Source organism: Lysinibacillus sp. FSL K6-0232 (genome assembly GCF_038008325.1).
Lineage (GTDB): Bacteria > Bacillota > Bacilli > Bacillales_A > Planococcaceae > Lysinibacillus.
The window spans coordinates 3859298-3881925 of sequence record NZ_JBBOYW010000001.1 but is presented as its reverse complement, the minus strand read 5'-3'; the positions used below and the strand labels follow the sequence as shown (position 1 = coordinate 3881925).

Genomic DNA, 22628 nt, shown 5'->3' with positions numbered 1-22628 from the left:
TTGATTCATTTTCTCTACCAATCCAACTTGTTTGATAGAGATTTTTTAAGACGTCCTTGATACTTTCAATTTCAAGGGGATGGTTCTATGACACAAAAGTTAAATGACAATACACTAACTGTAGTAAGTAAACGTACAATGCTTCAACGTTTAAAAGTAATCGGTCCTGGAGCGGTTATTGCAGCATCCTTTATCGGTCCTGGAACAGTAACAACAGCTACACGGGCAGGGGCTAGTTTTGGCTTTGCACTTTTATGGGCAGTGGTCTTTTCCATTATTACAACTATTATTTTGCAGGAAATGGCAGCGAGAATCGGTATTATTGCAAAAAAAGATTTAGGGCAAGCAATCTCGGAACAATTTAAACAACCATTATTAAAATTTGCTTCAATTTGGATTATCGCCATTGCTATTGCGGTTGGCTGTTCAGCATATATATCTGGGGATTTGATTGGAACATCTATGGGGCTGTCTACATTATTTGGCGGTATTCCAGCAAATGTTATCAGTCCGTTTATTGGGGTTCTTATTCTGATTTTAGGTTTAACTGGCAGCTATAAAATTATTGAACGTGTCATGATTTTTTTAGTAGTGATTATGAGTATTACTTTTTTCACAACGATGTTTGTTGTACAACCTGATTGGTCAAGCATTTTCAAAAACTCTGTTGTGCCAAATATTCCAGCAGGATCCATTGTAACAATTATTGCGTTAATTGGAACAACGGTAGTGCCTTATAATTTCTTTATTCACTCATCTATGGTACAAGAAAATTGGTCAAAGCCAAGTGATTTAAAAGATGCTCGTCTTGATACAGTTTTATCCATTGGTGTAGGTGGTCTTATTACAGCAGCTATTTTAATTACCGCTGGTGCAACAATGCTAGGCTCTGATGTGAAGAATGTTGCAGATTTATCTGTTCAACTAGAGCCTTTATTTGGTGAATGGGCAAAAGTATTTTTATGTATTGGTATTTTTGCTGCTGGTTTTTCTTCCGCTCTTGCCAGCCCTCTTGGAGCAGCTGTTACATTGGCAAGTGTCTTTGGCTGGAAGGACGGTATGAAAAATAAAAAATTCAAGCTAGTCTTTACTATTGTTATGCTGATTGGAATTATTACATCTGCAACAGGCTTTGAACCAATGCAAGTGCTATTATTAGCGCAAGCATTGAATGGTATTTTATTACCAATTGTTGCAATTTACCTATTAATTGTTATGAATAATAAAGACTTACTAGGCAACTATGTGAATAAAACAGTCAGCAATATTATTGGTGTTGCTATTGTAGCTGTTTGTGTTTTCTTAGGTGGCTATAGCTTAGTAGATGTTGTGACAAGCTTTTTATAATATAATCCGTTAAAAGAGCCGAATTGTCTTATGGTGATTAAGACAATTCGGCTTTTAGTTAAGAAAAATATTTTATTTTAATGATGATTTTGCTTTGTAATATCAAGGGGTTGGTTGCAACGACTAACATGATTATGCCGCCTATTAATGCTGTTATATAGAATGGGAGAGGGTAGCCCATAAATTGTCTATGTTATAATGAACGGTGGTGACAATGCTACTACAGCTGGTGATATCGTGAAATGCTCTGGTAGTAGTAAAAGGAGCTTCTATTATCATTTTAAAACAAAAGAGAATCTTTTTTGGAAATTTTAAAGGGCATAAATTAGGAACTTCTATTGTAATGGGAGGGGCGTGAGAATGAAGCTTATTGCTATTATCTTATTGTTAATTGTGCTACTAGCTGCATCTTATTTTTATCAAAATATAACGTATATCAAGAAGCCTTTAAAGAAAATGTACAATGCAGGATTTTCTGAGAAGCAAATAAAATTACAGGATGGTACTGTACTCAATTATGGTGAAGGTCCAGCAAATGGCAAAACGCCTCTTCTATTAATTCATGGACAAGGCATGACTTGGGAGGACTATTCAAAAGTGTTGCCTGAATTAGCACAGCATTATCATGTTTATGCTGTTGATTGTCATGGACATGGAAAATCGGATTGGAATCCTGAGAAGTATACAGCTAAGGCAATGGCGAAGGATTTTGCTGAGTTTATGGAAGTAGTAATAGGTAAGCCTACTGTGATATCTGGTCATTCATCAGGAGGAATGCTTGCAGCCTGGATGGCAGCACATTATCCTGCATTAGTGCTAGGAACTATTATTGAAGATTCACCTTTCTTTTCAACAGAGCCGAATAGATGTGAAAATACCTATGTTTGGGTCTATGGATTTCAAATGTATGAGGATTTTAAAAATCAACAGGAAATTCAAGATTACTTTACGTATGCATTAAAGAACAGTTACTGGAAAAATATATTTGGGGATTTTCTATGGCGTAAGTTTTCAAAGGATGCTAGCGCCTATCATCGAAAGCATCCAAATAAGCCTGTGCATTTAATTTATTTGCCACCACAAATTAATCGAATGTTTGAAGCAGAAACGTATCCATTTGACCGTAAATTTGGGGAAACATTTTATAATCATTCATGGTTTGAGGATTATAATCAGGCTGAAATACTAACAAAAATTAAAAGCCCAACAGTATTTTTAAAAGCCAATACGAGCTATGATGGCGATTTATTAGTAGCTGCGTTATCAGATGAGGATACTGATCGAGTTGTGAGCTTGTTAGAGAATGGTGTAAGAGTGAATATCAATTCACCTGGACATGATATTCATTATGATAAGCCAAAGGAGTTTACAAATGTTGTCATTCGTTTTTTGGAAAATATAAAGTGAACCTTCAATCAGTGGGGTCTTACAGCCATTAATACGGGATAAAAGGCTAAAGCATATAAGAAGGTGTGCGTCCAATCGAATCAAGGCGCGCCTATTATTTAAATAAGGAAAGGTCATATAGGCATAATAAATCAGCCCCCTACATTCATTAAAAAGATGATTGTAGGAGTTTTTTGCATATAGGAAAAATGCTAGTGCTAACAATCTAAATAATCCGATTATTGTTGCAACATAAAAAAAATCATGTTAGTATTAATAAAACGTTTTACTAAATCGTTTTATTAATGAAGGGGATGAATAAATTTGAAAAATAAACGGATTGCAACGATTGGTGATGCAATGGTTGTTTTTAATCCATCTAAAACAGGTCCTCTACGATTTGTTCCTTCCTTTGAACGAGCTGTGGGTGGAGCAGAACTTAATTTTGCAATAGGCATTACGCGTTTAGATATGGAAGCAAGATGGATCAGTTGTATCGGAGATGACGAATTCGGCAAGGTCATTTATAACTTTGCTCGTGGTGAAGGCATTGATGTATCACATGTTATGCGGACACCGCATATTCCAACCTCCATTTATTTTAAGGAAATACGGGAAGATGGGGCAGGTAAATCGTTTTATTATCGTAAGCCATCACCTTTATTTGAATTAACAGCAGATCGCTTAGATGAATCAGTGTTGGATGATGTTGATTTATTACATATAAGCGGTGTGTATTTAGCAGTATGCGAGCACAATGTTGATGTTGCATTAAAATTGATTCAATTAGCAAAGACAAAAAATATTCCTGTGTCCTTTGATCCAAATTTACGATTAAAGCTATGGACAATAGAAGATGCTCGTACAGCATATGAAAAGCTATACCCATTTGTTAATCTCCTTCTTACAGGACAAGACGAATTTGAACTTTTATTTAAGGGACGTACAATACAGGACGTTCAACAGCAATATCACATAGATGAAATGATTATTAAAAAAGGTGAGCAAGGAGCCTCCGTTTATACCGCAACCGAACAGTATGATCGTGAAGCATTTTCAATTCGTGCAATTGATACAGTTGGAGCCGGGGATGCCTTTGATTCAGCTTACGTCTATAGCTACTTAAATGGTGATGATATTCCAGAGCGTCTGCGTTTAGCAAATGGTGCTGGTGCACTTGTTGCCACAATTAAAGGAGACAATGAGGGGCTTCCATCATTACAAGAGTTAAAGCAGTTTATCGGAGATGAAAAATTAATTGAGCGTTAAGGAGCTGTGATCAATGCAAAAAATCGAAATTTTGAAAGCGTTATCAGCTGCAAAGGTTGTAGCCGTTGTGCGAGGCAATTCACCTGAAGAAGCAATAGAAATTTCAAAAGGTGCTATTGAAGGTGGTATTCAAGCCATCGAATTAACGTACACAACACCTTTTATCGAAGATACATTTAAAGCATTACGCAATAGTGATGCATTAATTGGCGCTGGTACAGTGTTAGATGCTGAAACAGCGCGTCATGCAATTTTAAATGGTGCTAAATTTGTTGTAAGTCCGAGCTATAATGCAGACATTGCACTTATTTGTAATCGCTATAGTATACCATATTTACCCGGCTGTATGACGATTAAAGAAATGGTAACAGCACTTGAGGGTGGCAGCGATATTATTAAGCTATTCCCAGCAAGTCAGTTTGAACCAAGCTTTATTAAGTCTGTGAAAGGCCCATTACCGAATGTCACGATTATGCCTACAGGCGGTGTTGGTTTAGCAAATATGGGTGAATGGCTAGAAGCAGGCGCTGTTGCAGTGGGTGTTGGCAGTGATTTAAATAAAGCCTATGCAAAAGATGGCTATGCAGGTGTTGTTGAACGAGCAAAAGCATATATAGAAAATCTAGCAAACTAGGAGGTACTGAATAATGAATATGACATTTAGATGGTATGGTCGTGGCAATGATACAGTGACATTAGAGGATGTAAGACAAATTCCAAATGTAAAAGGAATTGTATGGGCATTACATCAATTACCAGCTGGAGAAGTATGGACGAAGGAAGCCATTCAAGAAGAGGTAGACTATATTAAATCTTGCGGATTCCATGCGGACGTTGTGGAAAGTGTAAATGTACATGAAGATATTAAATTAGGCTTACCGACTCGTGATCAATATATTGAAAATTATAAACAGTCTATTCGCAATCTTGGCGAAGCGGGTGTAAAGGTTATTTGCTATAATTTCATGCCTGTTTTTGACTGGACACGTACAGATCTATTCCATCCTTTAGAGGATGGCTCAACGGCATTATATTTTGATAAATCAAAGGTGATGAATTTAGACCCACAGGAGCTTGTGAATGAAGTAAGTGCTTCTTCTGATTTAACGCTTCCAGGCTGGGAACCAGAGCGTCTATCTCGACTATCAGAATTATTTGAGCAGTACAAAGAAATAGATGAAAATCAATTATGGGATAACCTAGCTTACTTTTTACAAGCAATTTTACCAGTAGCAGAAGAAGCAGGGATTCAAATGGCGATTCATCCAGATGATCCACCATATTCGATCTTTGGCTTGCCACGTATTATTACAGGCGCAGAAAGCTATGAAAAACTAATTGCTATTTCAGATTCAAAAGCAAATGGATTTACATTCTGCTCAGGCTCAATGGGGGCGGATCCTCAAAATGATATGGTAGCCATTGCTGAAAAATATGCATCTCGTGCACCATTCGCTCATATTCGTAATGTAAAAATTTTAGAGGATGGTAGCTTCTTTGAAACATCTCATTTTACAGCAGATGGCTCAATTGATATTAAAAACATCGTACGTACATTAAACGAGCAAAATTATGAAGGCTATGTACGTCCAGATCATGGTCGTCATATTTGGGGAGAGCAATGTCGCCCAGGCTACGGCTTATACGACCGAGCACTTGGCATTATGTATTTACACGGTCTTTGGGATGCTTATGAAAATTTAAAGAAATAGGTGACAGTTATGAAAGCATTACAAGTAATGAAACCTTTTGAAATGGCTTTAATTGATGTGGCAGAACCAGTGATTACAAAGCCAACGGATGTTCTTGTGCAAACAGAATATGTAGGTATTTGTGGCTCAGATATGCATATTTATCATGGATCAAATCCATTAGCGACATTACCTCGTGTACCAGGTCATGAAGTTGCTGGACGTGTGGTAGAGGTTGGTGAGGCTGTACAGGCGTTAAAAGCTGGTGACAAAGTTGTTGTTGAACCAATTCGCTATTGCGGTGAGTGTTATGCTTGCCGCAAAGGTCAACCGAATGTATGTAAAAATTTATCTGTTTTTGGTGTACATGAGGATGGCGGGATGCGTGAACGCTTTGTTGTTACAGAAAAGCAATTGCATAAGGTAGCAGATAATACATCTTTAGAGGAAGCGGTTTTGATTGAGCCGTATACAATTGGTGCACAGGCTGTTTACCGTGGTGAATTACAGGCAGGTGATACGCTGTTAATTCAAGGTGCAGGGCCAATTGGCATTTGTATTTTAAAGCTTGCTAAATTAATGGATGCACGCGTGATGATTTCCGATTTGGATGCTGCTAAGCTTGCCTATGCGAAAGAGCTTGGGGCAGATGAAATTGTCAATGTGAAGGAGCAAAACTTATTGGAGGCTGTTGACAAGTGGACAGATGGAGAAGGTGTCAATGTATCCATTGATGCAGTTTGTATTCCATTAACATTTAAGCAGTCAATGGATGTTGTGTCAGCGGCTGGCAGAGTTGTTGTACTAAGCTTTGGTGAGGAAGCGGTTGAGCTTGCTCCACTACCAATTACCAAAAATGAATTGACAATTAAAGGCTCACGTTTGCAAACATTCCAATTTGAAAAGGTAGTGAAGCTTGTTGATGCTGGAAAGCTACAGCAGCAAGGGCTCATTACACACACTTTCTCATTACAACAAGCACAAGAGGCATTTCAATTTATCGAAAAAAATCCAAATGAAGTGCGCAAGGTGATTTTAAAAGTAGGTGGATCAAATGCATAATGCATTACAGCATAAAGTAGCTGTTGTTACGGGTGGTAGCGGTGTGCTTTGTTCAGAAATGGCGAAAGAGCTAGCAAAGCAAGGAATGCGAATCGCTATTTTAAACCGTACAGCCCAAAAGGGGGAGGCGGTTGTCCAAGCCATTAAAGAAAATGGGGGCGAGGCCATTAATTTCTCTGTAGATGTTTTAGATAAAGCATCATTAATTGCAGCGCGCGAAGCCATTTTACAGCAATATGGGCAAATCGATGTACTGATTAATGGAGCTGGTGGTAATCATCCAGATGCTATAACAGCAGATGAACTTTATCAAGAAGAATCAAATGCACCAAATTTCTTTGAATTAAAGTCAGATGGTTTTGAAAGCGTATTCTCTAACAATTTTACAGGAACATTTTTAGCCTCTCAGGTTTTTGGTGAGGCATTGCTAAAAACAAAAGGAACAATTATTAATATCTCGTCTATGAGCTCCTATGCACCGATGACAAAAGTGCCTGCGTATAGTGCTGCAAAAGCGGCTATTAATAATTTTACACAATGGATGGCTGTACACTTTGCGGAAGCAGGCTTACGTGTAAATGCCATTGCACCAGGATTTTTTATTACAGAACAAAATCATGATTTATTGCTAAATAAAGATGGCTCATTAACAGCACGTTCAGAAAAAATTATTGCAGCTACACCCCAAAATCGTTTTGGCAAGCCGCAAGATTTATTAGGAGCGCTGTTATTTTTAGCAGATGACACATATTCAGCATTTGTTACTGGTGTGACGATTCCTGTGGATGGCGGGTTTATGGCTTATTCAGGTGTTTAACTTTAACTATTAGGGGTGAATTAATATGAAGCAACAAGGTATTTTCGGAGAAGGCAAAACAATTGTTATTGTCATGTTGTTTTTAGCAGGTGTCATTAACTATTTAGACCGTTCAGCATTATCGATTGCGGCACCGTTTATTCAAGAGGATATTCATTTAACATCAACACAATTAGGGATTATCTTTAGTAGTTTCTCTGTTGGCTATGCAGTCTTTAACTTTTTAGGTGGGATGGCATCTGATAGATTTGGTGCAAAGCTAACATTATTTGTAGCAATGATTGTTTGGTCATTATTCAGTGGAGCAATGGTATTAGTTGTTGGGTTTGCTTCGTTAATTTTCGTTCGTATCGTATTTGGTATGGCAGAGGGTCCGCTATCATCAACCATCAATAAAATGGTCAATAACTGGTTCCCAGCAGATAAGCGTGCATCTGTTGTTGGGCTTACAAATAGTGGTACACCACTTGGTGGTGCGATTGCTGGTCCAATTGTTGGTTATATCGCATTAGCATATGGCTGGAAATATTCATTTATTGCCATTATGATTATTGGATTTATTTGGGCAATCGTTTGGTTTAAAGTAGTAAAAGAAAAGCCAAAGGATGCAGTAGTGGACGAGCCAATCGCAAACGATGATGTTGTAGAAACAGATGATGGCCGAGGATTAGGTTACTATTTAAAACAGACAACAGTGCTGTTTACAGCATTCTCATTTTTCGCCTATAACTATATTTTATTCTTCTTCTTAACGTGGTTCCCAAGCTATTTAGTAGAAGCACGTGGTATGGATGTAAAAGATATGAGTATTGTAACAGTTATTCCATGGATTTTAGGTTTCCTAGGTTTAGCATTAAGTGGTATTGTTTCAGATTTCATTTACAAACGCTTTATGAGTAAAGGTGTTTTATTCTCACGTAAAGTTGTACTTGTTACATGTTTATTCCTAGCAGCTGTATCGATTGGCTGTGCAGGGATCGTTTCAACAACAGTGAGTGCAGTTGCACTTGTTGCGATTTCAGTGTTCTTCTTATATTTAACAGGTGCCATTTATTGGGCAATTATCAATGACGTTGTAGAATCAAAATATGTTGGGTCTGTTGGTGGGTTTATGCACTTCCTAGCAAACACAGCAGGTATTATTGGACCAACTTTAACAGGTTATCTTGTTGATAAAACAGGAACTTTCTCTGCAGCTTTCTTACTAGCAGGCGGTTTAGCAGTTGTTGCTTCATTAGCAGTTATTAAATTCGTTAGACCAATTACACATCAGAAAACAGCTTAGAAATGGAAAGGGTGGATTCAAATGAACAATCAATCAGTTATTCAAATTCATCCGATGGACAATGTTGCCATAGCCTTGAGTGATCTTTCTCAAGGCTTTTTGCTTCCGTTGGGTGATACAGAAATTACGTTACAGGAGGATGTACAGCGTGGGCATAAAATTGCGATTACTGCGCTTGCAAAAGATACACATATTACGAAATATGGCTTCCCAATTGGACATGCAACAGAGGATATTGCTGCTGGTAGCTGGGTACATTCACATAATATGAAAACAAATTTATCAGGCGAGTTAAGCTATGAATTTAAACCAAAAGCACATGCTGTGGCTGCTGCTCGTCATGTCAATCGTACATTTAAAGGCTATCGCCGAACGGATGGACAGGTCGGTATACGCAATGAAATTTGGATTATTAATACAGTAGGCTGTATTAATAAAGTAGCTGAAAATTTAGCGAAGCTAGGCAATCAATTATTGAAGGCAGACAACTTTGATGGCGTACAGCATTTTTCTCACCCATATGGCTGCTCACAGCTTGGCGATGATTTAACATATACGCAAAAAATTTTAGCAGATTTAATTCATCATCCGAATGCAGGAGCTGTGATTGTCCTAGGGCTTGGCTGTGAAAATAATTATATCGACTTGTTTAAAACGGTGATTGGTGATTATGACGAAAATCGTGTTACCTTTTTAAATGTTCAAGAAGCGGCAGATGAAATGGAAGAAGGTCAACAATTGCTTGAAAGGGCTTTTGATTATGTAACAACATTCAAACGACAAGAGCTACCAATCTCAGAGCTGAAAATTGGCTTGAAATGTGGCGGCAGTGATGGATTTTCAGGAATCACAGCAAATCCAATGATTGGTGCATTTTCGGATCAATTGATTGCAGCAGGTGGTGCAACTGTGTTAACAGAGGTTCCAGAAATGTTCGGTGCTGAACAAATTTTAATGGAACGTGCAAAAGACGAGAATGTTTTTGAGGATATTGTGCAGCTAGTGAATAACTTTAAACAATATTTTATGAAATATAATCAGCCTGTCTATGAAAACCCATCTCCTGGCAATAAAGCAGGTGGCATTACAACATTGGAGGAAAAATCACTTGGCTGTATTCAAAAGGGTGGATTCCAAGAAGTAAAAGAAGTGCTTGATTATGGCGACCGTATGTCAACAAAGGGACTGCATTTATTAAATGGACCAGGGAATGACCTTGTTTCGACAACAGCTCTTGCTTCAACGGGCTGTCAGATCGTGCTATTTTCAACAGGACGTGGCACACCATTTGGGGGACCAACGCCAACTGTAAAAATTTCAACAAATACATCGCTATATGAACGCAAAAAAAATTGGATTGATTTTAATGCAGGTCAATTAGTAGACGGCAAATCAATGGCTGCTTTAGTCGATGAATTTGTCGATTATATTTTAGCGTTAGCTTCAGGAGAAGTACAAACAAATAACGAAAAATTTGGCTATAAAGAAATCGCTATTTTTAAAGATGGCGTTACGATGTAGGAGAGAGCGATGATGAAGCACCCTATTAATATTATGCAAATTGGTGATGGCAATTTCATGAGAGGCTTTTTTGATTTAGCAATTGAAAAATTACAAGCACCTTTTGGTATTGTTTCTGTTGCCGCAACTGCAAGAGGAAAAACGGTAAAGCTTTTAGAGCAACAGCACTTACAATTTACTGTCAACGAACGTGGCTTGAAAAATGGCGAAATTGTAGAGCAGGAAATTGCTGTACAGGCTATTCAAGATACGATTAATCCATATGAGGATTGGCAAAAATTCCTGCAATATGCACAATCAGATGCATTGGAGATGATTGTGTCAAATACAACAGAGGCAGGCATTTATTACGAAAAAATATCGTATCCAACTGTCTGTCCTACAAGCTATGCAGCGAAATTAACGATTTTCCTAGAACACTATTACAAGTATTTTCAAGGCAATAAGCAATTAGCAATTGTGCCTCTTGAGCTAATTGAACAGAATGGTGATACATTAAAAAATATTTGCTTACAGCATGCAAAGGACTGGGAGCTACCTGTAGCCTTTATCGAATGGCTCAAGACATTAGCCTTTTGTAATACATTAGTGGATCGTATTGTAACAGGCTACCCACAGGATTATAGTGGCGATGACGCATTATATACAGTTTGTGAACCATATTTTTTATTTGTTATTGACCAGCAGGCACCCTTCAAGCATTGGCCAACAAGCGCAGATTTACCCTTTGTCTTTGCAGATTTAGCAATGTATCGCAGGCGTAAAGTTGCCATTTTAAATGGTAGTCATATATTGCTCGCAGCATTTGGCAAGATTTATGGCTATAAAACGGTCAGAGAAGCCTTTTCTAAAGCGGGTGTGCGTGCCTTTATTGAAAAGGTAACGAATGATTTTACCCAGCGCTACAATGTAGAAGAGCAGTATCAGCATAATGTATTTGAGCGATTTTTAAATCCATTTATCGAGCATCAGCTATATGATATCCAACTAAATGAATTATCGAAGTGGCAAACACGTATTGCTCCATTTGCAACGACAGAAATTTATTACCAAGCTTTAGCTTTAGGTATTTATGTGATGAATCCAAGACGCTTTTCAATGCGTGAATCTGAGGAAACGATTGCGAAGCTAACAAATATTTATCAGCACTATGAACAAGGCAATATAGAGCCGATGGAGCAATTTATCGAGCAATATTTCCAATGTGATGCAGCCGAGGTTATTCAACAACTAACAACAATGAATACATTACTGGAGGACATAACATGCAACAACTAGTGATTAATGAACCATTTCAAATGATACAGCGTGAAGTAAAAAAACCAAGCATTCAAAACAGCCATGATGTACTATTGAAAATTACACATATCGGTATATGTGGAACAGATACACATGCCTTTGCAGGAGAGCAGCCATTTTTTAGCTATCCACGTGTTTTAGGCCATGAGCTTGCTGCTATTGTAGAGGCAGTTGGTGAAGATGTAACAGGTATTCAGGTAGGAGATCGTGCAACAGTTATTCCATATATTCATTGTGGTAAATGTGCACCTTGTCGCCGTGGTCAAACAAACTGCTGTAAAACAATTCAAGTATTAGGTGTGCATACAGATGGCGGTATGGGTGAGTATATCGTTGTAGATGAAAGCATTGTTATTACAGATAATGCGGTGTCTGGAGAGCAATTAGCAATTGTTGAGCCTTTAGCAATCGGTGCACATGCAGTACGTCGCTCAGAGCTAACAGAAAAGGATACAGTGCTTGTCATTGGTGCGGGTCCTATTGGATTAGGAGCAGCACGCTTTGCGAAATTACGTGGGGCAAAAACGGTGTTAATGGATTTAAATGAAGAGCGTTTAGCCTATGGGCAAGCATGGACAGAGGCAGACGATGTCATTATTGTCAATAATGATGTACTAGTTCAGCTTCGTGAAAAATTTAATGGGGAATTGCCAACAGTTGTGTTTGATGCAACAGGCAATCAAAAATCAATGGAAGCATCGTTCGAATATGTTGAACATAGTGGCACATTAGTATTTATTGGCTTAATGAAAAAGACAATTACCTTTAATGATCCTGATTTCCATTCAAGAGAATTAACGTTGAAAAGTAGCCGTAATGCAACATTAGAAGATTTCGAAACAGTGATGAAGCATATGCAAGCAGGAGAGATAAAAGAAGGCTATGTAACAAAGGAAATTGCCTTTGAGGATGCGATTGCCTACTTTGAAGCTAAACAATATAACACAAACAAAGTACAAATTTATTTTAAATAATAGGGAGGGGTTCGGATGAATATTTCCGTTCAAGCTTTAAAAGAGCTAGTAGTTAATAAGTTTACAGCAGAGGGCATTGATACAAAGACGGCTGCACAGGTAGCAGATGTTTTGATTTATGCGGATTTACGTGGTGTAAGCTCTCATGGTGTTATGCGTGTAGAGCATTATATTACACGTTTAAAAGCAGGTGGTATTACAAAGGAGCCAAATTTCTCTGTAGAGCAACGTGGAACGAACCACCTTCTTTTTAAAGGGGATAATGGCTTTGGACATGTTATTTGTCAAGAGGCAATGGATGAAACGATTCGTATCGCCAAAGAGCATGGCTCATGTACAACAATTATTCAAGAAAGCAGCCATTGCGGGGCACTTGGCTATTTTCTTGAGCAAGCAACAAATGAAAATTTAATTGCCATTATGTGCTCTCAAACAGATTCAGCTGTTGTACCGTTTGGTGGCAAGGAGCCATATTTTGGTACAAATCCAATCGCATTTGGTTTCCCTACAAATGATAAGCCAATTATTTTGGATATGGCAACAAGTAATGTCGCACTTGGGAAAATTTTATATGCACGTGAAAAAGGTGAAATGATTCCGACTACTTGGGGCGTTGACGCACAAGGTGCACCAACAGCAGACCCTCACCAAGTAAAATCTTTAACACCATTCGGTGGACCAAAAGGATACGGTATGGCACTTGTAGTAGATGTGCTTTCTGGCATTTTAGCGAGTGCTGCATTTGGACCTCATATTTCCAAAATGTATGGAGATTACGAGCAAAAACGCAATCTTGGACAATATATGTATGTAATTGATCCGCAAGTTTTCGGTGATCTTGAGCAATTTAAAGCAAGCATCTCACAGATGGTTCAAGAGCTGCATGATGCACCACCAGCACCGAACTTTGAGCAAGTTTTTGTACCTGGTGAACTGGAGCAAAGACGTAGTGAGGAAACATTGGCAAAAGGTATCGATTTACCAGAACAGGTATATCAATATTTGAATAGTTAATTCGTCTTGAAAATATGCTATGCTACATATATACTAAACAGAATTTTCATATTTAGTAGGTAGGAGATTGATTTTAGTGAAAAAAACAACAATTGCCGATGTTGCACAATATGCAAACGTTTCAAACAGCACCGTATCGCAATATTTAAATAAGCGATATGAATATATGAGTGCAGAAACCCGAAAAAAAATTGAAGAAGCTGTGGAAGCGTTGCAATATCGACCTAATATAATGGCCCGTAGCCTAAAACAGAAATCTACCTTTACGATTGGTATTATTGTAGCGAATATTATTCATGACTTTTCTACAAAAATTATAAATGCACTTGAAGCGGAATTTGATAAAAAGGGCTTCCATATGATTGTTTGTAACTCAGCAGATAATCCTAAAAAAGAGAGGGAACATGTCGAAACATTGTTGGAAAAGCAAGTAGACGGTCTAATTGTCTTTCCAACAGGCGAAAATAAAGAGCTTTATATAAGACTGCATCAGCAAACAATGCCGATTGTATTTATTGACCGCTTTATCGAAGGGGTAGATATTCCTGCTGTTTTGTTAGATAATTTTTCGGCAATGGATATGGCTGTTGAGCTATTTCAAAAGCAGCCATTAGCTATTATAACAACGTCTTTAGCATTACCGATTACACCTCGGGTTGAACGTTTAGAGGGGTTTCGTCAAGCATTAAAAAAGCGTAAGCTCCCTATTGATGAGCGCTATATAAAAAATGGCGATCCTTCAGAGATGGAAGAAATTTTGCAGCAGCTATTTGCATTGGAGCAGCCACCGAAGGGCATTATTGCAGCAAATGATCGAATTGCACAGGAATTAATGGTTTATATCAAGAGGCACAATTTACAGGTGCCAGACGATTTGCAGGTAATTGCTGTAGATGATGTCCCATATGCTAAATTTATAACACCTTCGATTACAACCTTACAGCAACCGATTTTAGAAATGGCAAAAAAATCAGCTGCTCTCCTTTTAGGCAAAATCAAAAAAGAACAAATGCCCGATGAGCAACAACTATATCGTTTCAAGCCAATAGTAATGAAACGTGATTCAACAAACTAAAATAGCCATCTAGTATTGATACGTTATCAATGCTAGATGGCTTATTTTATAGGAAATAACTATAGATACTCTTTATAGAAACTAGCTAATTTCTCAACTGCAATGCCAACAGGCTCTGGTTGGTCGTATAAATCATAGTGACTTGCACCTTCAACAACTAATATATCCTTGTTTTTAGAGGCTGCACGATTATAAAGCTCATGACCGTCTTTATAGGAGCCGAAAGCACCTTGTACATCACCAACAATAATTTGTAAAGGCTGTGTTAGTAATTCCTCCACTAAATGGAAAGCGTCAAAAGCAATAACTGATGCCATGCTTGTAAAGTTTAGTTTGTTTGGTGAGTTAGGACTTTGACCTCTAGGTGTTGTGTAGTAGTCAATAGCTTCTTTAATATCAATATCAGTAATTCCAGCCTGCTCTCTTTCAGCCTGACTTTTAGGAATCCAATTTGTAATGAGTGTTTCTGCGCCACGTGCCTCAGCAGTACGTTGCTGTCCAATGGCTTCTAATGTTTTAATAGGGTCACCTTCACGGTTTACACGACCGATATTTGCGCCAACAACTGTACCAACAGCTTTGATACGTCGCTCTGTCATAGCCGCATTAACTGCATAGCCACCGCCTGCACAAACGCCTAAAACGCCAATACGATTTTCATCTACATAATCAAGCGTCGTTAAATAATCCACTGCACAACGAATATCTTCCACACGTGCAGCGGGCTCTTCAATATATCGAGGCTCTCCTTCACTTTCCCCTTGATAAGCTGCATCAAAAGCAATCGTTACATAGCCAAGTTCTGCTAATTTTTCAGCGTAGAGACCTGCTGTTTGATCTTTACAGCTACTGCCTGGATGTACACAAACAATTGCAGGATTTTCTTTCTTTTCTTCAGCATTCTCTGGTAAATTTAAAATTCCAGCAAGTTTTAATCCTCGTGCATTGAATCTTACATTTTTCTTTGTAACTGTCATATGAAGACCACCTTTTTTAAAATATACACTTGTGTGACTTAATACACTCGTGTATATTTATAATAAAAAAGAGCGCAAATCATTGCAATAACCATATTTAATAATTTGTGTGCTATTACACATAAATGAAAATGTGTGTAATAAATAAGTGGAGGTCTTTCCATGGAGAAAATTGATCGAAGAATATTGAAATCTCAGCAGGCAATCCAATCTGCCTTTTTAACGATGCTGATTCATGAAGGCTTTGATGACATTACAGTTAAAAATATTAGCGAAAAAGCTAATATTGGTAGAAAAACCTTTTATCTTCATTATATTGATAAATATGATTTATTAGATAAGATTGTTGATAATCATTTAAAGTGTTTAAGAGAAATATGTGACGCTAAAAAGGATAAAGGCTTTATAGAAGGTACGATTATATGGTTTTCGTATTTTCAGCAGCATAAGCTTTTTTTTGCTGCCTTATTTAGAAGTGAAAGTACATTATCGTTTCGAAAAAAATTATTAACATTTATTATGGGCGAAATTGATAAAAAGCTCGATAGCAATACGGCCCTAAATGAACAGATAGACAGGTATATGATTTTGAAATTTTTAGGAACAGCCGTTATGGGTGTTTTAGAATCCTATACGTTAGATGAGATTGATGATGATATTGAAGCTATCGCAAGGCAAGTAGGTATACTTGTGAAAAGAAATTTATCCTAATAGCAAAATTACCCTGTTCTTTTCTCAGAGCAGGGTGATTTTATTGTTGTTTCCAAAAAAGATGAACCTTTTTTAGCAGTCATTTGTTTATAAAGTAGAACAGATAGAAAGAAGTGTTTTGGGGAACAACCGTTAGCATTTCTACTTGTTCACGTTCATGGATTTGATGCTTTGTCATCAGGGTTGATCACCTCGAAAGCTTACTTATGCATAAGGTGTTCTTTATGTAGAAGTTGATTGGAATGAAGGGCAGCGACTCCCGCGGAAAGTGTCCGCCCGTAGTGGAAATCAACGACTTACCTTTATTTTATTGTAAAAGAAAAAAATTGTAGACAAACTCAAAATTCATTGAGTTTGTCTACAGCCTGAGCCATTCTCAAAAGTTTAGAGAATAGCTTTGTTCTATATAAAGGATTATTTAGCAAGCTCCACAACCGTATCATAAAAGATATCTGTTGCGATGATAATATCTTTATCTGAGCTGTATTCTAATGGGTTATGGCTAATGCCATCTTTGGAACGTACAAATAGCATAGCAATTGGTGCGATTTCAGCGATATTCATGGCATCATGTCCAGCACCACTTACAAGGAAGTAGGGTTGTATTCCTTGTTTGTCAATGCTTGTTGCTAATTGCTGTTGTAGCGCTGCATCTGTTTTCGCTGGCTTCACACGTTGTAAAACTTTAGAAGATAGCGTTACATTTCTACGTGTAGCAACTTGGTGTAGCTGTTGTAAAATGGTTGCTTCCAATGCATTGACCGTACTTTCATCAATATCTCGTAGGTCGATAGTGAATGTAACCTTCCCTGGAATAACATTTGTACCGTTAGGAGATACAGTGAGTTTACCAACAGTCGCAACGGAGCCAGTTGTATCATTTAATAGCTGTTCAATAGCTAAAATCATTTCACTTGCGGCTGTAAGAGCATCGTGACGAAGCGGCATTGGTGTTGCACCAGCATGCTCACTAACACCAGTTACGGTTACCTCTAACCAAGCAGGAGCTGCGATACCTGTAACAATACCAACAGGTAGGTCTTCGTTTTCTAATACTTTTCCTTGTTCAATATGCATTTCTAAATAAGCTTTAATATCATCACGTGGTTGTTGTTCGAAAGGATACGGTGATAATTGGAATGCCTTCATAGCTTCTTCAATAGAAATACCATTTTTGTCCGTGAACTGTAGTTGATCCTCTGTTAAAAGACCAGCCATTGCTCTACTACCAATTAGCCCAAAATCAAATCTTGTGCCTTCTTCATCTTTAAACGCAACAACTTGGATTTTTTTAGATGGGACTAATTGTTGTTCATGCATTGTGTGTACAACCTCAATGGCAGCTAGTACGCCTAATGCTCCATCATATTTACCACCTTCTGGTACTGTGTCGATATGTGAGCCTAGCATAATTGTGTCATTTCCTTCGCCATACGTACCAATAAGATTTCCTATAGCATCAATTGTCACAACCATACCTGCTTCTTCCATATAAGTCGTTACTAATTCAATCGCTTGCTTTTCCTCTGGTGTAAAAGAGAAACGGTTAACCCCGCCTGTTGCTTCATTGCGGCCAATCTGACTTAAATCTTCAAGATGTTGTAAGAGTCTTTCTCCATTAATCATAGCTATCACTCTTTCATTTGGAATTGGAAGTGGCATTGCCCTTCACGTAATACATACTCATCATGCACCACTTCAAAGTTTTTATTGTACCCTTTTGCAATTGAAGGGTCGATCATTTTACAATATAAAATACCGTATTTACCCATTCCATCATCCGCCCATTGCTGACCAAGTGGACAATGTGTAAATGTTTGTTCAACCTCATTTTCTTTATAAACCGTTTCAATTTCAAATAAATCGCTGCGTCCCATGTCATAGTTTGTTAAATAGTTTTCCAATGAATTTTCTAAGCCATTTGTACGTGCACGTTGAGCAATACCTGCACCACGCTTATTGCCAAAACGTTCTACTGCACGCATAATGACTTGCTCGCCTTCTTCGCCAAATTCATCAACAACTGGCTTCGCAATTTGTGCAAACATTTTTGAGAAGCGAGCAAATGTTGTTAAATCTGCATATTGCTCTTGACCTTCAACAATTTGGGGTAAGTATTCAAAGAATGTATGATTTTCGCCTTCTGCTGTTGCCTTTTTCGCCATTGCTTCAGCATCCTTTAAACCAAATGCCTGCAAACCTTGTTGAACTAATTCACGACCATGCTCTCCGTATTGCTCCGTAATGGAGAGATGTAATTCAGTAAACATTTTTGCTGTAATAATATCCATGGATAAAGCTTTCATCATTAATTTTTCCTCTGCCATTTTAATGCCCCCTCAGCACAAACCTTATTGACTTACTTGGATTTTATTTTATTATAGATGAGAGGGGGAATATAAATCAAATGAATATTTGAATAATCAGATATGAAAAAAAATCATAAAGGGGTTGGAGCAATAATGGCAACATTAGCGCAATATATGGCTTTTTATACATTGATTGATACAGGGAATTTTACAGAAACAGGGCTAAAGCTAAATCTTACACAGTCGTCGATTAGTCATACGATTAGTAATTTGGAGTCAGAGCTAGGGCTCTCATTAATTATTCGAAATCGCAATAATATTGTTTTAACAAGTGAGGGAAAGGTTGTGTATGAGCATATTTCAAAAATTTTGCAGCAACAGCAGCAGCTTGAAACCTCTGTGGCAAATTTAAAAAATCTGATTGGTGGTACATTATCTGTTGGGATTTTACCAAGTGTTTCGCTTGTTTTGCTGCCAAAGGTATTGGCATATTTTGAGCAGCATCACCCAGACTTGCAAATTCGCTTGATGGAGGGGGATTACGATCAAATTGAGGGGTGGCTTTATAATGGCGTAGTGGATATTGGCTTCTTAGTACAGCCTAATTCTAAAAATCTTATATTTGATGCTGTTTTTGATGATGAGCTTGTATGTATTATGGCAAAGGAGCATCCATTAGCACAGGAGGACAAGCTTTCTTTAGAGCAATTGCAACATGAGCGCTGGATTATGCCAAGGCGTACGATTGATCGTGATGTTTCCAAACTGTTAGCTAAGCATAAAATCCATCCAAATGTTGTTTATGAATTATCAGTGGATCAGGTTATTTTAACAATGGTCAATGAAAATTTAGGGATATCCATTGTGCCAAATTCTCTTTTATTGCATGCACCAAGTAATCTTGTTCGAAAAAAATTTTATGATGGCTATGTTCGCCAGGTTGGAATTGCACATAAACATAGTATTCACCTTTCTCCAGGTGCTTTGAAGTTTGTAGAAATATCGAAATATTTTGCATCGCTTTTACAAATTTAGTTATTGACAATTAAAATAACCCGAACTATTATCTGATAAAACCTATTGGGATTATTTAGATTGATTAGATGGAGGATTTTGGGTTATGCATACAATTGTTTATATTGAAATATTTATGTACTTACTTGCTATGCTTGGCATTGGTATTTATTTCAGCAAGAAGGATTTATCTCATAATGATTATTTTCTTGGCGGCAACAAGCTACCTGGCTGGGCATTAGCCTTTTCAGAGCGAGCTACTGGAGAATCTGCCTATATGTTTTTAGGCGCAATCGGTTTTATTTATGTTGCAGGTCTTTCTGGTGTTTGGATTTTATCAGGTATGTTGTTAGGGGTTATTTTTTCATGGCTGTTTTTATCTAAACGCTTTATGACAGAGCAGCAAAAATATAAGGTAAATAGTTTAACAGATTATATTGCCGTGAAGTTTCCTCAGCATGCAGATATTATTCGTTGGTTAGCATCTGCTGTGATGGTATTATTCTTTGTTTGCTATTTAGCAGCACAGTTTTCTGGCATGGGCAAAACAATTTATTCGATTTCTGGCTTTAATATTACTTGGGGCACAATTATTATTGCTGCAATAATAATTGCCTACTCATGTATGGGTGGATTTATGTCTGTTGTTTGGACAGATACAATTCAAAGCTTTTTAATGCTTATTTCGTTTATTATTGTACCAATCGCAGCCTATATGGAAATACAGAATCAGGGTTTAAGTGTACCAGCAGAGCTTGCGAATATGGGCAATGGTGCAGATAGCTGGGTTGGTGGCTTAAATGGCCTTGCTTTAGGAGCGATGCTATTTACAAACTTATCTTGGTTCTTTGGCTGGCTAGGTGGACAGCCTCAATTAAGCTCGCGCTTTATGGCGATTACAACGGAAAAAGAACGTGTAACAGGACGTAATATGGCGATTATTTGGACGCTTATCGTATATGTAGGAGCATTTTTATCAGCTATTTTTGCCTCTACATTGTATAAACAAGGCTCTATAGATGACCCTGAAATGATTTTGCCACATATGATATTTGAAATTTTACCACCGTGGGTAGCAGGTATTATTGTAGCAGGTATTTTAGCAGCCATTATGTCAACCGCTTCCTCACAATTATTAGTTATCACGACATCTATCAGTGAGGATATTATTCATAAAACATTGCGCTGGAATATTTCCAGTAAAAGATTAGTGCATCTTTCTCGTTTTGTGGCAGTGATTAGTGGGATTGTTGGGATTATGATTTCACTGAAATCAGGCTCAGTTATTTATAGTCTTGTATCCTTTGCGTGGGCAGGAATTGGTAATACATTTTCTGTCGTTATTTTGTTAATCTTTTTCTGGAAACGTGTATCAGGGATTGGGGTCATCGCCACAATTATTGTAGGCTTTATTAGCGCAATTGCATGGTCACTGTCACCTATGGAGGCGATTGTTTCAGCCAAGGCAGCGACGTTCTTTATTTGCTTAATTGTCGGCATTGTTTGCTCTTTACTATATCCTGATCGCAAGCAAGCTTAAATATTTTAAAATAATAAATAAACCTCCTATTTTGACTCAAAATAGGAGGTTTATATTATGATTTTGCTAATTCAATAAAGCCTTCTCCGAAAACGTCCCTTACATCATGAATGGCGATAAAGGCATCTTTATCCACTTCTTTAACAATCTTTTTAAGCTTTACAACCTCTTGCTTACTAATCACAATATACAGGACCTCTTTTTGCTCCTTTGTATAATAGCCATGACCAGCAAGCACCGTGACACCACGATTCATAAAGGCAGTAACACGTTCAGCAATATCTTCTGGCTTTTTCGAAATAATAGTAACAGCCTTTTTAGGATTCACTCCTTCAATAACAAATTCCATGATCTTTGTAGCAACATATAGCATAATAATCGTTAGCATTAATGCCTCCGCACCAATGACGAAATAAGATGCAAACGCAACAATTAAGTCAAAGAATAGTAGGCCATAGCTAATACTCCAGCCTAAATATTTGTTTGTCATTCTCGCTAAAATTGTGGAGCCTGCTGTTGTACCACCCACTCTAATAATAAGACCAATACCAGCACCAGCAAAGACGCCGCCAAAAATCGTATTGACAATAATTTCATTTGAGGAAATTGACCACGATTCTGTTAAATGTAAGAATAGGGAATGGAGGGAAACCGCAATAATTGTATAAATTGTTGTTTGTCTGCTTAAAAATTTATAACCAGCAACAAGTAAAGCTGCATTTAAGACAAAGCTGACAATACTAGGTGACCAGCCAAACAGATAGTAAGCAATAATCGTTAAGCCTGTTACACCACCTTCACCTAAATCATTGGGAATAACAAATAAGTTAACAGCTAGCGCAAATAACAGCGCTCCAAGCATAATTACTAACATATCAATCACATACTTTTTCATTTATAAAACACCACCATTTCCTCTTTGATTTTTTCTTAAGTCCATACTATATCAGGTTTTTCACAATTGATATACCCTTTAAGTCAATATTGAAAGTCAATTTTCCAATCTTGACTTACTGAAAAAAGTATTTATAATAATTGTAATACTTAAAGGAGGATTATTAAAAAATGACACATTCTATGAAGTTTCGTTTTCCAATTTTAGTCTAATAACTAAATATGGTCAAAAGCTCTGTTTGTGAAACTAGAGTAAACGGGATAGGTCTGTTCTTTTTTAATCATCTTCATAAATTATTGAAAAAAAGGAGGCTGTATTGTCTTCTTTTTTGGTAAGAATAAAAATACTATATCTTTGTTACATTTATCACAGGCAGATTGTCTGTGATTTTTTTATGGGAGGAGAAGTACAATGCATATGCTATTGTTCTTTTGATACGAGC

Annotated in this window: 20 protein-coding genes and 1 pseudogene; 17 read left to right on the top strand and 4 right to left on the bottom strand. The window is 37.4% G+C overall.

Going from position 1 to position 22628, the window contains the following annotated elements; genetic code table 11:
* Positions 1-87: 87 nt before the first annotated feature.
* The 14 genes and pseudogenes from MHB42_RS19090 to MHB42_RS19025 all read left to right on the top strand — a co-directional run bounded on the left by MHB42_RS19090 (position 88) and on the right by MHB42_RS19025 (position 14740).
* The gene (locus tag MHB42_RS19090; RefSeq protein ID WP_340808151.1) at positions 88-1347 is read left to right on the top strand and encodes an Nramp family divalent metal transporter; all 1260 of its coding nucleotides are present in this window, start codon (positions 88-90) and stop codon (positions 1345-1347) included.
* Between the two features lie 198 nt (positions 1348-1545).
* Positions 1546-1650: pseudogene (locus MHB42_RS19085) on the top strand (helix-turn-helix domain-containing protein); the annotation flags it as partial.
* Positions 1651-1707: 57 nt separating this feature from the next.
* On the top strand, positions 1708-2754 hold the full coding sequence (locus MHB42_RS19080) for an alpha/beta fold hydrolase (protein ID WP_340808150.1): 1047 nt from the start codon (positions 1708-1710) through the stop codon (positions 2752-2754).
* 303 nt (positions 2755-3057) lie between these two features.
* Positions 3058-4002: a sugar kinase gene (locus tag MHB42_RS19075; protein ID WP_340808148.1), complete on the top strand. Its 945-nt coding sequence runs from the start codon at positions 3058-3060 to the stop codon at positions 4000-4002.
* Positions 4003-4015: 13 nt separating this feature from the next.
* Positions 4016-4636, top strand: coding sequence for a bifunctional 2-keto-4-hydroxyglutarate aldolase/2-keto-3-deoxy-6-phosphogluconate aldolase (locus tag MHB42_RS19070; RefSeq protein WP_340808147.1), 621 nt, complete (start codon positions 4016-4018; stop codon positions 4634-4636).
* A gap of 13 nt (positions 4637-4649) precedes the next feature.
* The gene (gene uxuA, locus MHB42_RS19065) at positions 4650-5714 is read left to right on the top strand and encodes a mannonate dehydratase (RefSeq protein ID WP_340808145.1); all 1065 of its coding nucleotides are present in this window, start codon (positions 4650-4652) and stop codon (positions 5712-5714) included.
* Positions 5715-5723: 9 nt separating this feature from the next.
* Positions 5724-6755 carry a zinc-binding alcohol dehydrogenase family protein gene (locus MHB42_RS19060; protein ID WP_340808144.1) on the top strand — a complete coding sequence of 344 codons (1032 nt, stop codon included), beginning with the start codon at positions 5724-5726 and terminating at the stop codon, positions 6753-6755.
* Entirely contained in the window at positions 6748-7572 is an 825-nt protein-coding gene (locus tag MHB42_RS19055) for an SDR family oxidoreductase (protein WP_340808647.1), read from the top strand. Before MHB42_RS19060 ends, MHB42_RS19055 begins: the two co-directional genes overlap by 8 nt.
* 25 nt (positions 7573-7597) lie before the next feature.
* On the top strand, positions 7598-8857 hold the full coding sequence (locus MHB42_RS19050) for an MFS transporter (RefSeq protein ID WP_402896453.1): 1260 nt from the start codon (positions 7598-7600) through the stop codon (positions 8855-8857).
* Positions 8858-8878: 21 nt separating this feature from the next.
* Positions 8879-10378: a UxaA family hydrolase gene (locus tag MHB42_RS19045; RefSeq protein WP_340808143.1), complete on the top strand. Its 1500-nt coding sequence runs from the start codon at positions 8879-8881 to the stop codon at positions 10376-10378.
* A gap of 9 nt (positions 10379-10387) precedes the next feature.
* Positions 10388-11656 (top strand): hypothetical protein, encoded by a 1269-nt coding sequence (locus MHB42_RS19040; RefSeq protein ID WP_340808142.1) that lies wholly within the window; start codon positions 10388-10390, stop codon positions 11654-11656.
* Entirely contained in the window at positions 11644-12651 is a 1008-nt protein-coding gene (locus tag MHB42_RS19035) for a zinc-binding alcohol dehydrogenase family protein (protein ID WP_340808140.1), read from the top strand. Before MHB42_RS19040 ends, MHB42_RS19035 begins: the two co-directional genes overlap by 13 nt.
* A gap of 15 nt (positions 12652-12666) precedes the next feature.
* Positions 12667-13665 carry an ureidoglycolate dehydrogenase gene (allD, locus tag MHB42_RS19030; protein ID WP_340808139.1) on the top strand — a complete coding sequence of 333 codons (999 nt, stop codon included), beginning with the start codon at positions 12667-12669 and terminating at the stop codon, positions 13663-13665.
* Positions 13666-13741: 76 nt separating this feature from the next.
* A complete protein-coding gene (locus MHB42_RS19025; protein ID WP_340808138.1) occupies positions 13742-14740 on the top strand; it encodes a LacI family DNA-binding transcriptional regulator in 999 nt (332 codons plus the stop codon).
* A 59-nt stretch (positions 14741-14799) separates the two neighbouring features.
* On the opposite strand, the gene MHB42_RS19020 is transcribed toward MHB42_RS19025, so the two are convergent.
* Positions 14800-15717, bottom strand: coding sequence for an alpha/beta hydrolase (locus tag MHB42_RS19020; protein ID WP_340808136.1), 918 nt, complete (start codon positions 15715-15717; stop codon positions 14800-14802).
* A 162-nt stretch (positions 15718-15879) separates the two neighbouring features.
* Here MHB42_RS19020 and MHB42_RS19015 point away from each other — a divergent pair, with 162 nt between their 5' ends.
* The gene (locus MHB42_RS19015; protein WP_340808134.1) at positions 15880-16428 is read left to right on the top strand and encodes a TetR/AcrR family transcriptional regulator; all 549 of its coding nucleotides are present in this window, start codon (positions 15880-15882) and stop codon (positions 16426-16428) included.
* 414 nt (positions 16429-16842) lie between these two features.
* Here MHB42_RS19015 and MHB42_RS19010 read toward each other — a convergent pair whose 3' ends face one another.
* Complete coding sequence (locus MHB42_RS19010; RefSeq protein ID WP_340808133.1) at positions 16843-18054, bottom strand: Zn-dependent hydrolase; 1212 nt, start codon at positions 18052-18054, stop codon at positions 16843-16845.
* A gap of 5 nt (positions 18055-18059) precedes the next feature.
* Entirely contained in the window at positions 18060-18755 is a 696-nt protein-coding gene (locus MHB42_RS19005; RefSeq protein WP_340808131.1) for an L-2-amino-thiazoline-4-carboxylic acid hydrolase, read from the bottom strand.
* 102 nt (positions 18756-18857) lie between these two features.
* On the opposite strand from MHB42_RS19005, the gene MHB42_RS19000 reads away from it, so the two are divergent.
* Both MHB42_RS19000 and MHB42_RS18995 read left to right on the top strand, forming a co-directional pair.
* Positions 18858-19772 carry a LysR family transcriptional regulator gene (locus MHB42_RS19000; protein ID WP_340808130.1) on the top strand — a complete coding sequence of 305 codons (915 nt, stop codon included), beginning with the start codon at positions 18858-18860 and terminating at the stop codon, positions 19770-19772.
* Positions 19773-19857: 85 nt separating this feature from the next.
* Positions 19858-21291 carry a sodium/proline symporter gene (locus MHB42_RS18995; RefSeq protein WP_340808128.1) on the top strand — a complete coding sequence of 478 codons (1434 nt, stop codon included), beginning with the start codon at positions 19858-19860 and terminating at the stop codon, positions 21289-21291.
* A 55-nt stretch (positions 21292-21346) separates the two neighbouring features.
* Here the strand turns inward: MHB42_RS18995 and MHB42_RS18990 are convergent, their stop codons facing one another.
* Entirely contained in the window at positions 21347-22186 is an 840-nt protein-coding gene (locus MHB42_RS18990; RefSeq protein WP_340808127.1) for a YitT family protein, read from the bottom strand.
* Positions 22187-22628 lie beyond the last annotated feature (442 nt).

Excerpts from the sequence above, each read along its gene's own strand:
- MHB42_RS19045 (WP_340808143.1), top strand. The coding sequence starts at position 8,879 with ATGAACAATCAATCAGTTATTCAAATTCATCCGATGGACAATGTTGCC.
- MHB42_RS18990 (WP_340808127.1), bottom strand. The coding sequence starts at position 22,186 with ATGAAAAAGTATGTGATTGATATGTTAGTAATTATGCTTGGAGCGCTG.
- MHB42_RS18995 (WP_340808128.1), top strand. The coding sequence starts at position 19,858 with ATGCATACAATTGTTTATATTGAAATATTTATGTACTTACTTGCTATG.
- MHB42_RS19060 (WP_340808144.1), top strand. The coding sequence starts at position 5,724 with ATGAAAGCATTACAAGTAATGAAACCTTTTGAAATGGCTTTAATTGAT.
- MHB42_RS19000 (WP_340808130.1), top strand. The coding sequence starts at position 18,858 with ATGAAAAAAAATCATAAAGGGGTTGGAGCAATAATGGCAACATTAGCG.
- MHB42_RS19090 (WP_340808151.1), top strand. The coding sequence starts at position 88 with ATGACACAAAAGTTAAATGACAATACACTAACTGTAGTAAGTAAACGT.
- MHB42_RS19015 (WP_340808134.1), top strand. The coding sequence starts at position 15,880 with ATGGAGAAAATTGATCGAAGAATATTGAAATCTCAGCAGGCAATCCAA.
- MHB42_RS19055 (WP_340808647.1), top strand. The coding sequence starts at position 6,748 with ATGCATAATGCATTACAGCATAAAGTAGCTGTTGTTACGGGTGGTAGC.
- MHB42_RS19005 (WP_340808131.1), bottom strand. The coding sequence starts at position 18,755 with ATGGCAGAGGAAAAATTAATGATGAAAGCTTTATCCATGGATATTATT.
- MHB42_RS19080 (WP_340808150.1), top strand. The coding sequence starts at position 1,708 with ATGAAGCTTATTGCTATTATCTTATTGTTAATTGTGCTACTAGCTGCA.
- MHB42_RS19070 (WP_340808147.1), top strand. The coding sequence starts at position 4,016 with ATGCAAAAAATCGAAATTTTGAAAGCGTTATCAGCTGCAAAGGTTGTA.
- MHB42_RS19035 (WP_340808140.1), top strand. The coding sequence starts at position 11,644 with ATGCAACAACTAGTGATTAATGAACCATTTCAAATGATACAGCGTGAA.
- MHB42_RS19010 (WP_340808133.1), bottom strand. The coding sequence starts at position 18,054 with ATGATTAATGGAGAAAGACTCTTACAACATCTTGAAGATTTAAGTCAG.
- uxuA (WP_340808145.1), top strand. The coding sequence starts at position 4,650 with ATGAATATGACATTTAGATGGTATGGTCGTGGCAATGATACAGTGACA.
- MHB42_RS19050 (WP_402896453.1), top strand. The coding sequence starts at position 7,598 with ATGAAGCAACAAGGTATTTTCGGAGAAGGCAAAACAATTGTTATTGTC.
- allD (WP_340808139.1), top strand. The coding sequence starts at position 12,667 with ATGAATATTTCCGTTCAAGCTTTAAAAGAGCTAGTAGTTAATAAGTTT.
- MHB42_RS19020 (WP_340808136.1), bottom strand. The coding sequence starts at position 15,717 with ATGACAGTTACAAAGAAAAATGTAAGATTCAATGCACGAGGATTAAAA.
- MHB42_RS19040 (WP_340808142.1), top strand. The coding sequence starts at position 10,388 with ATGATGAAGCACCCTATTAATATTATGCAAATTGGTGATGGCAATTTC.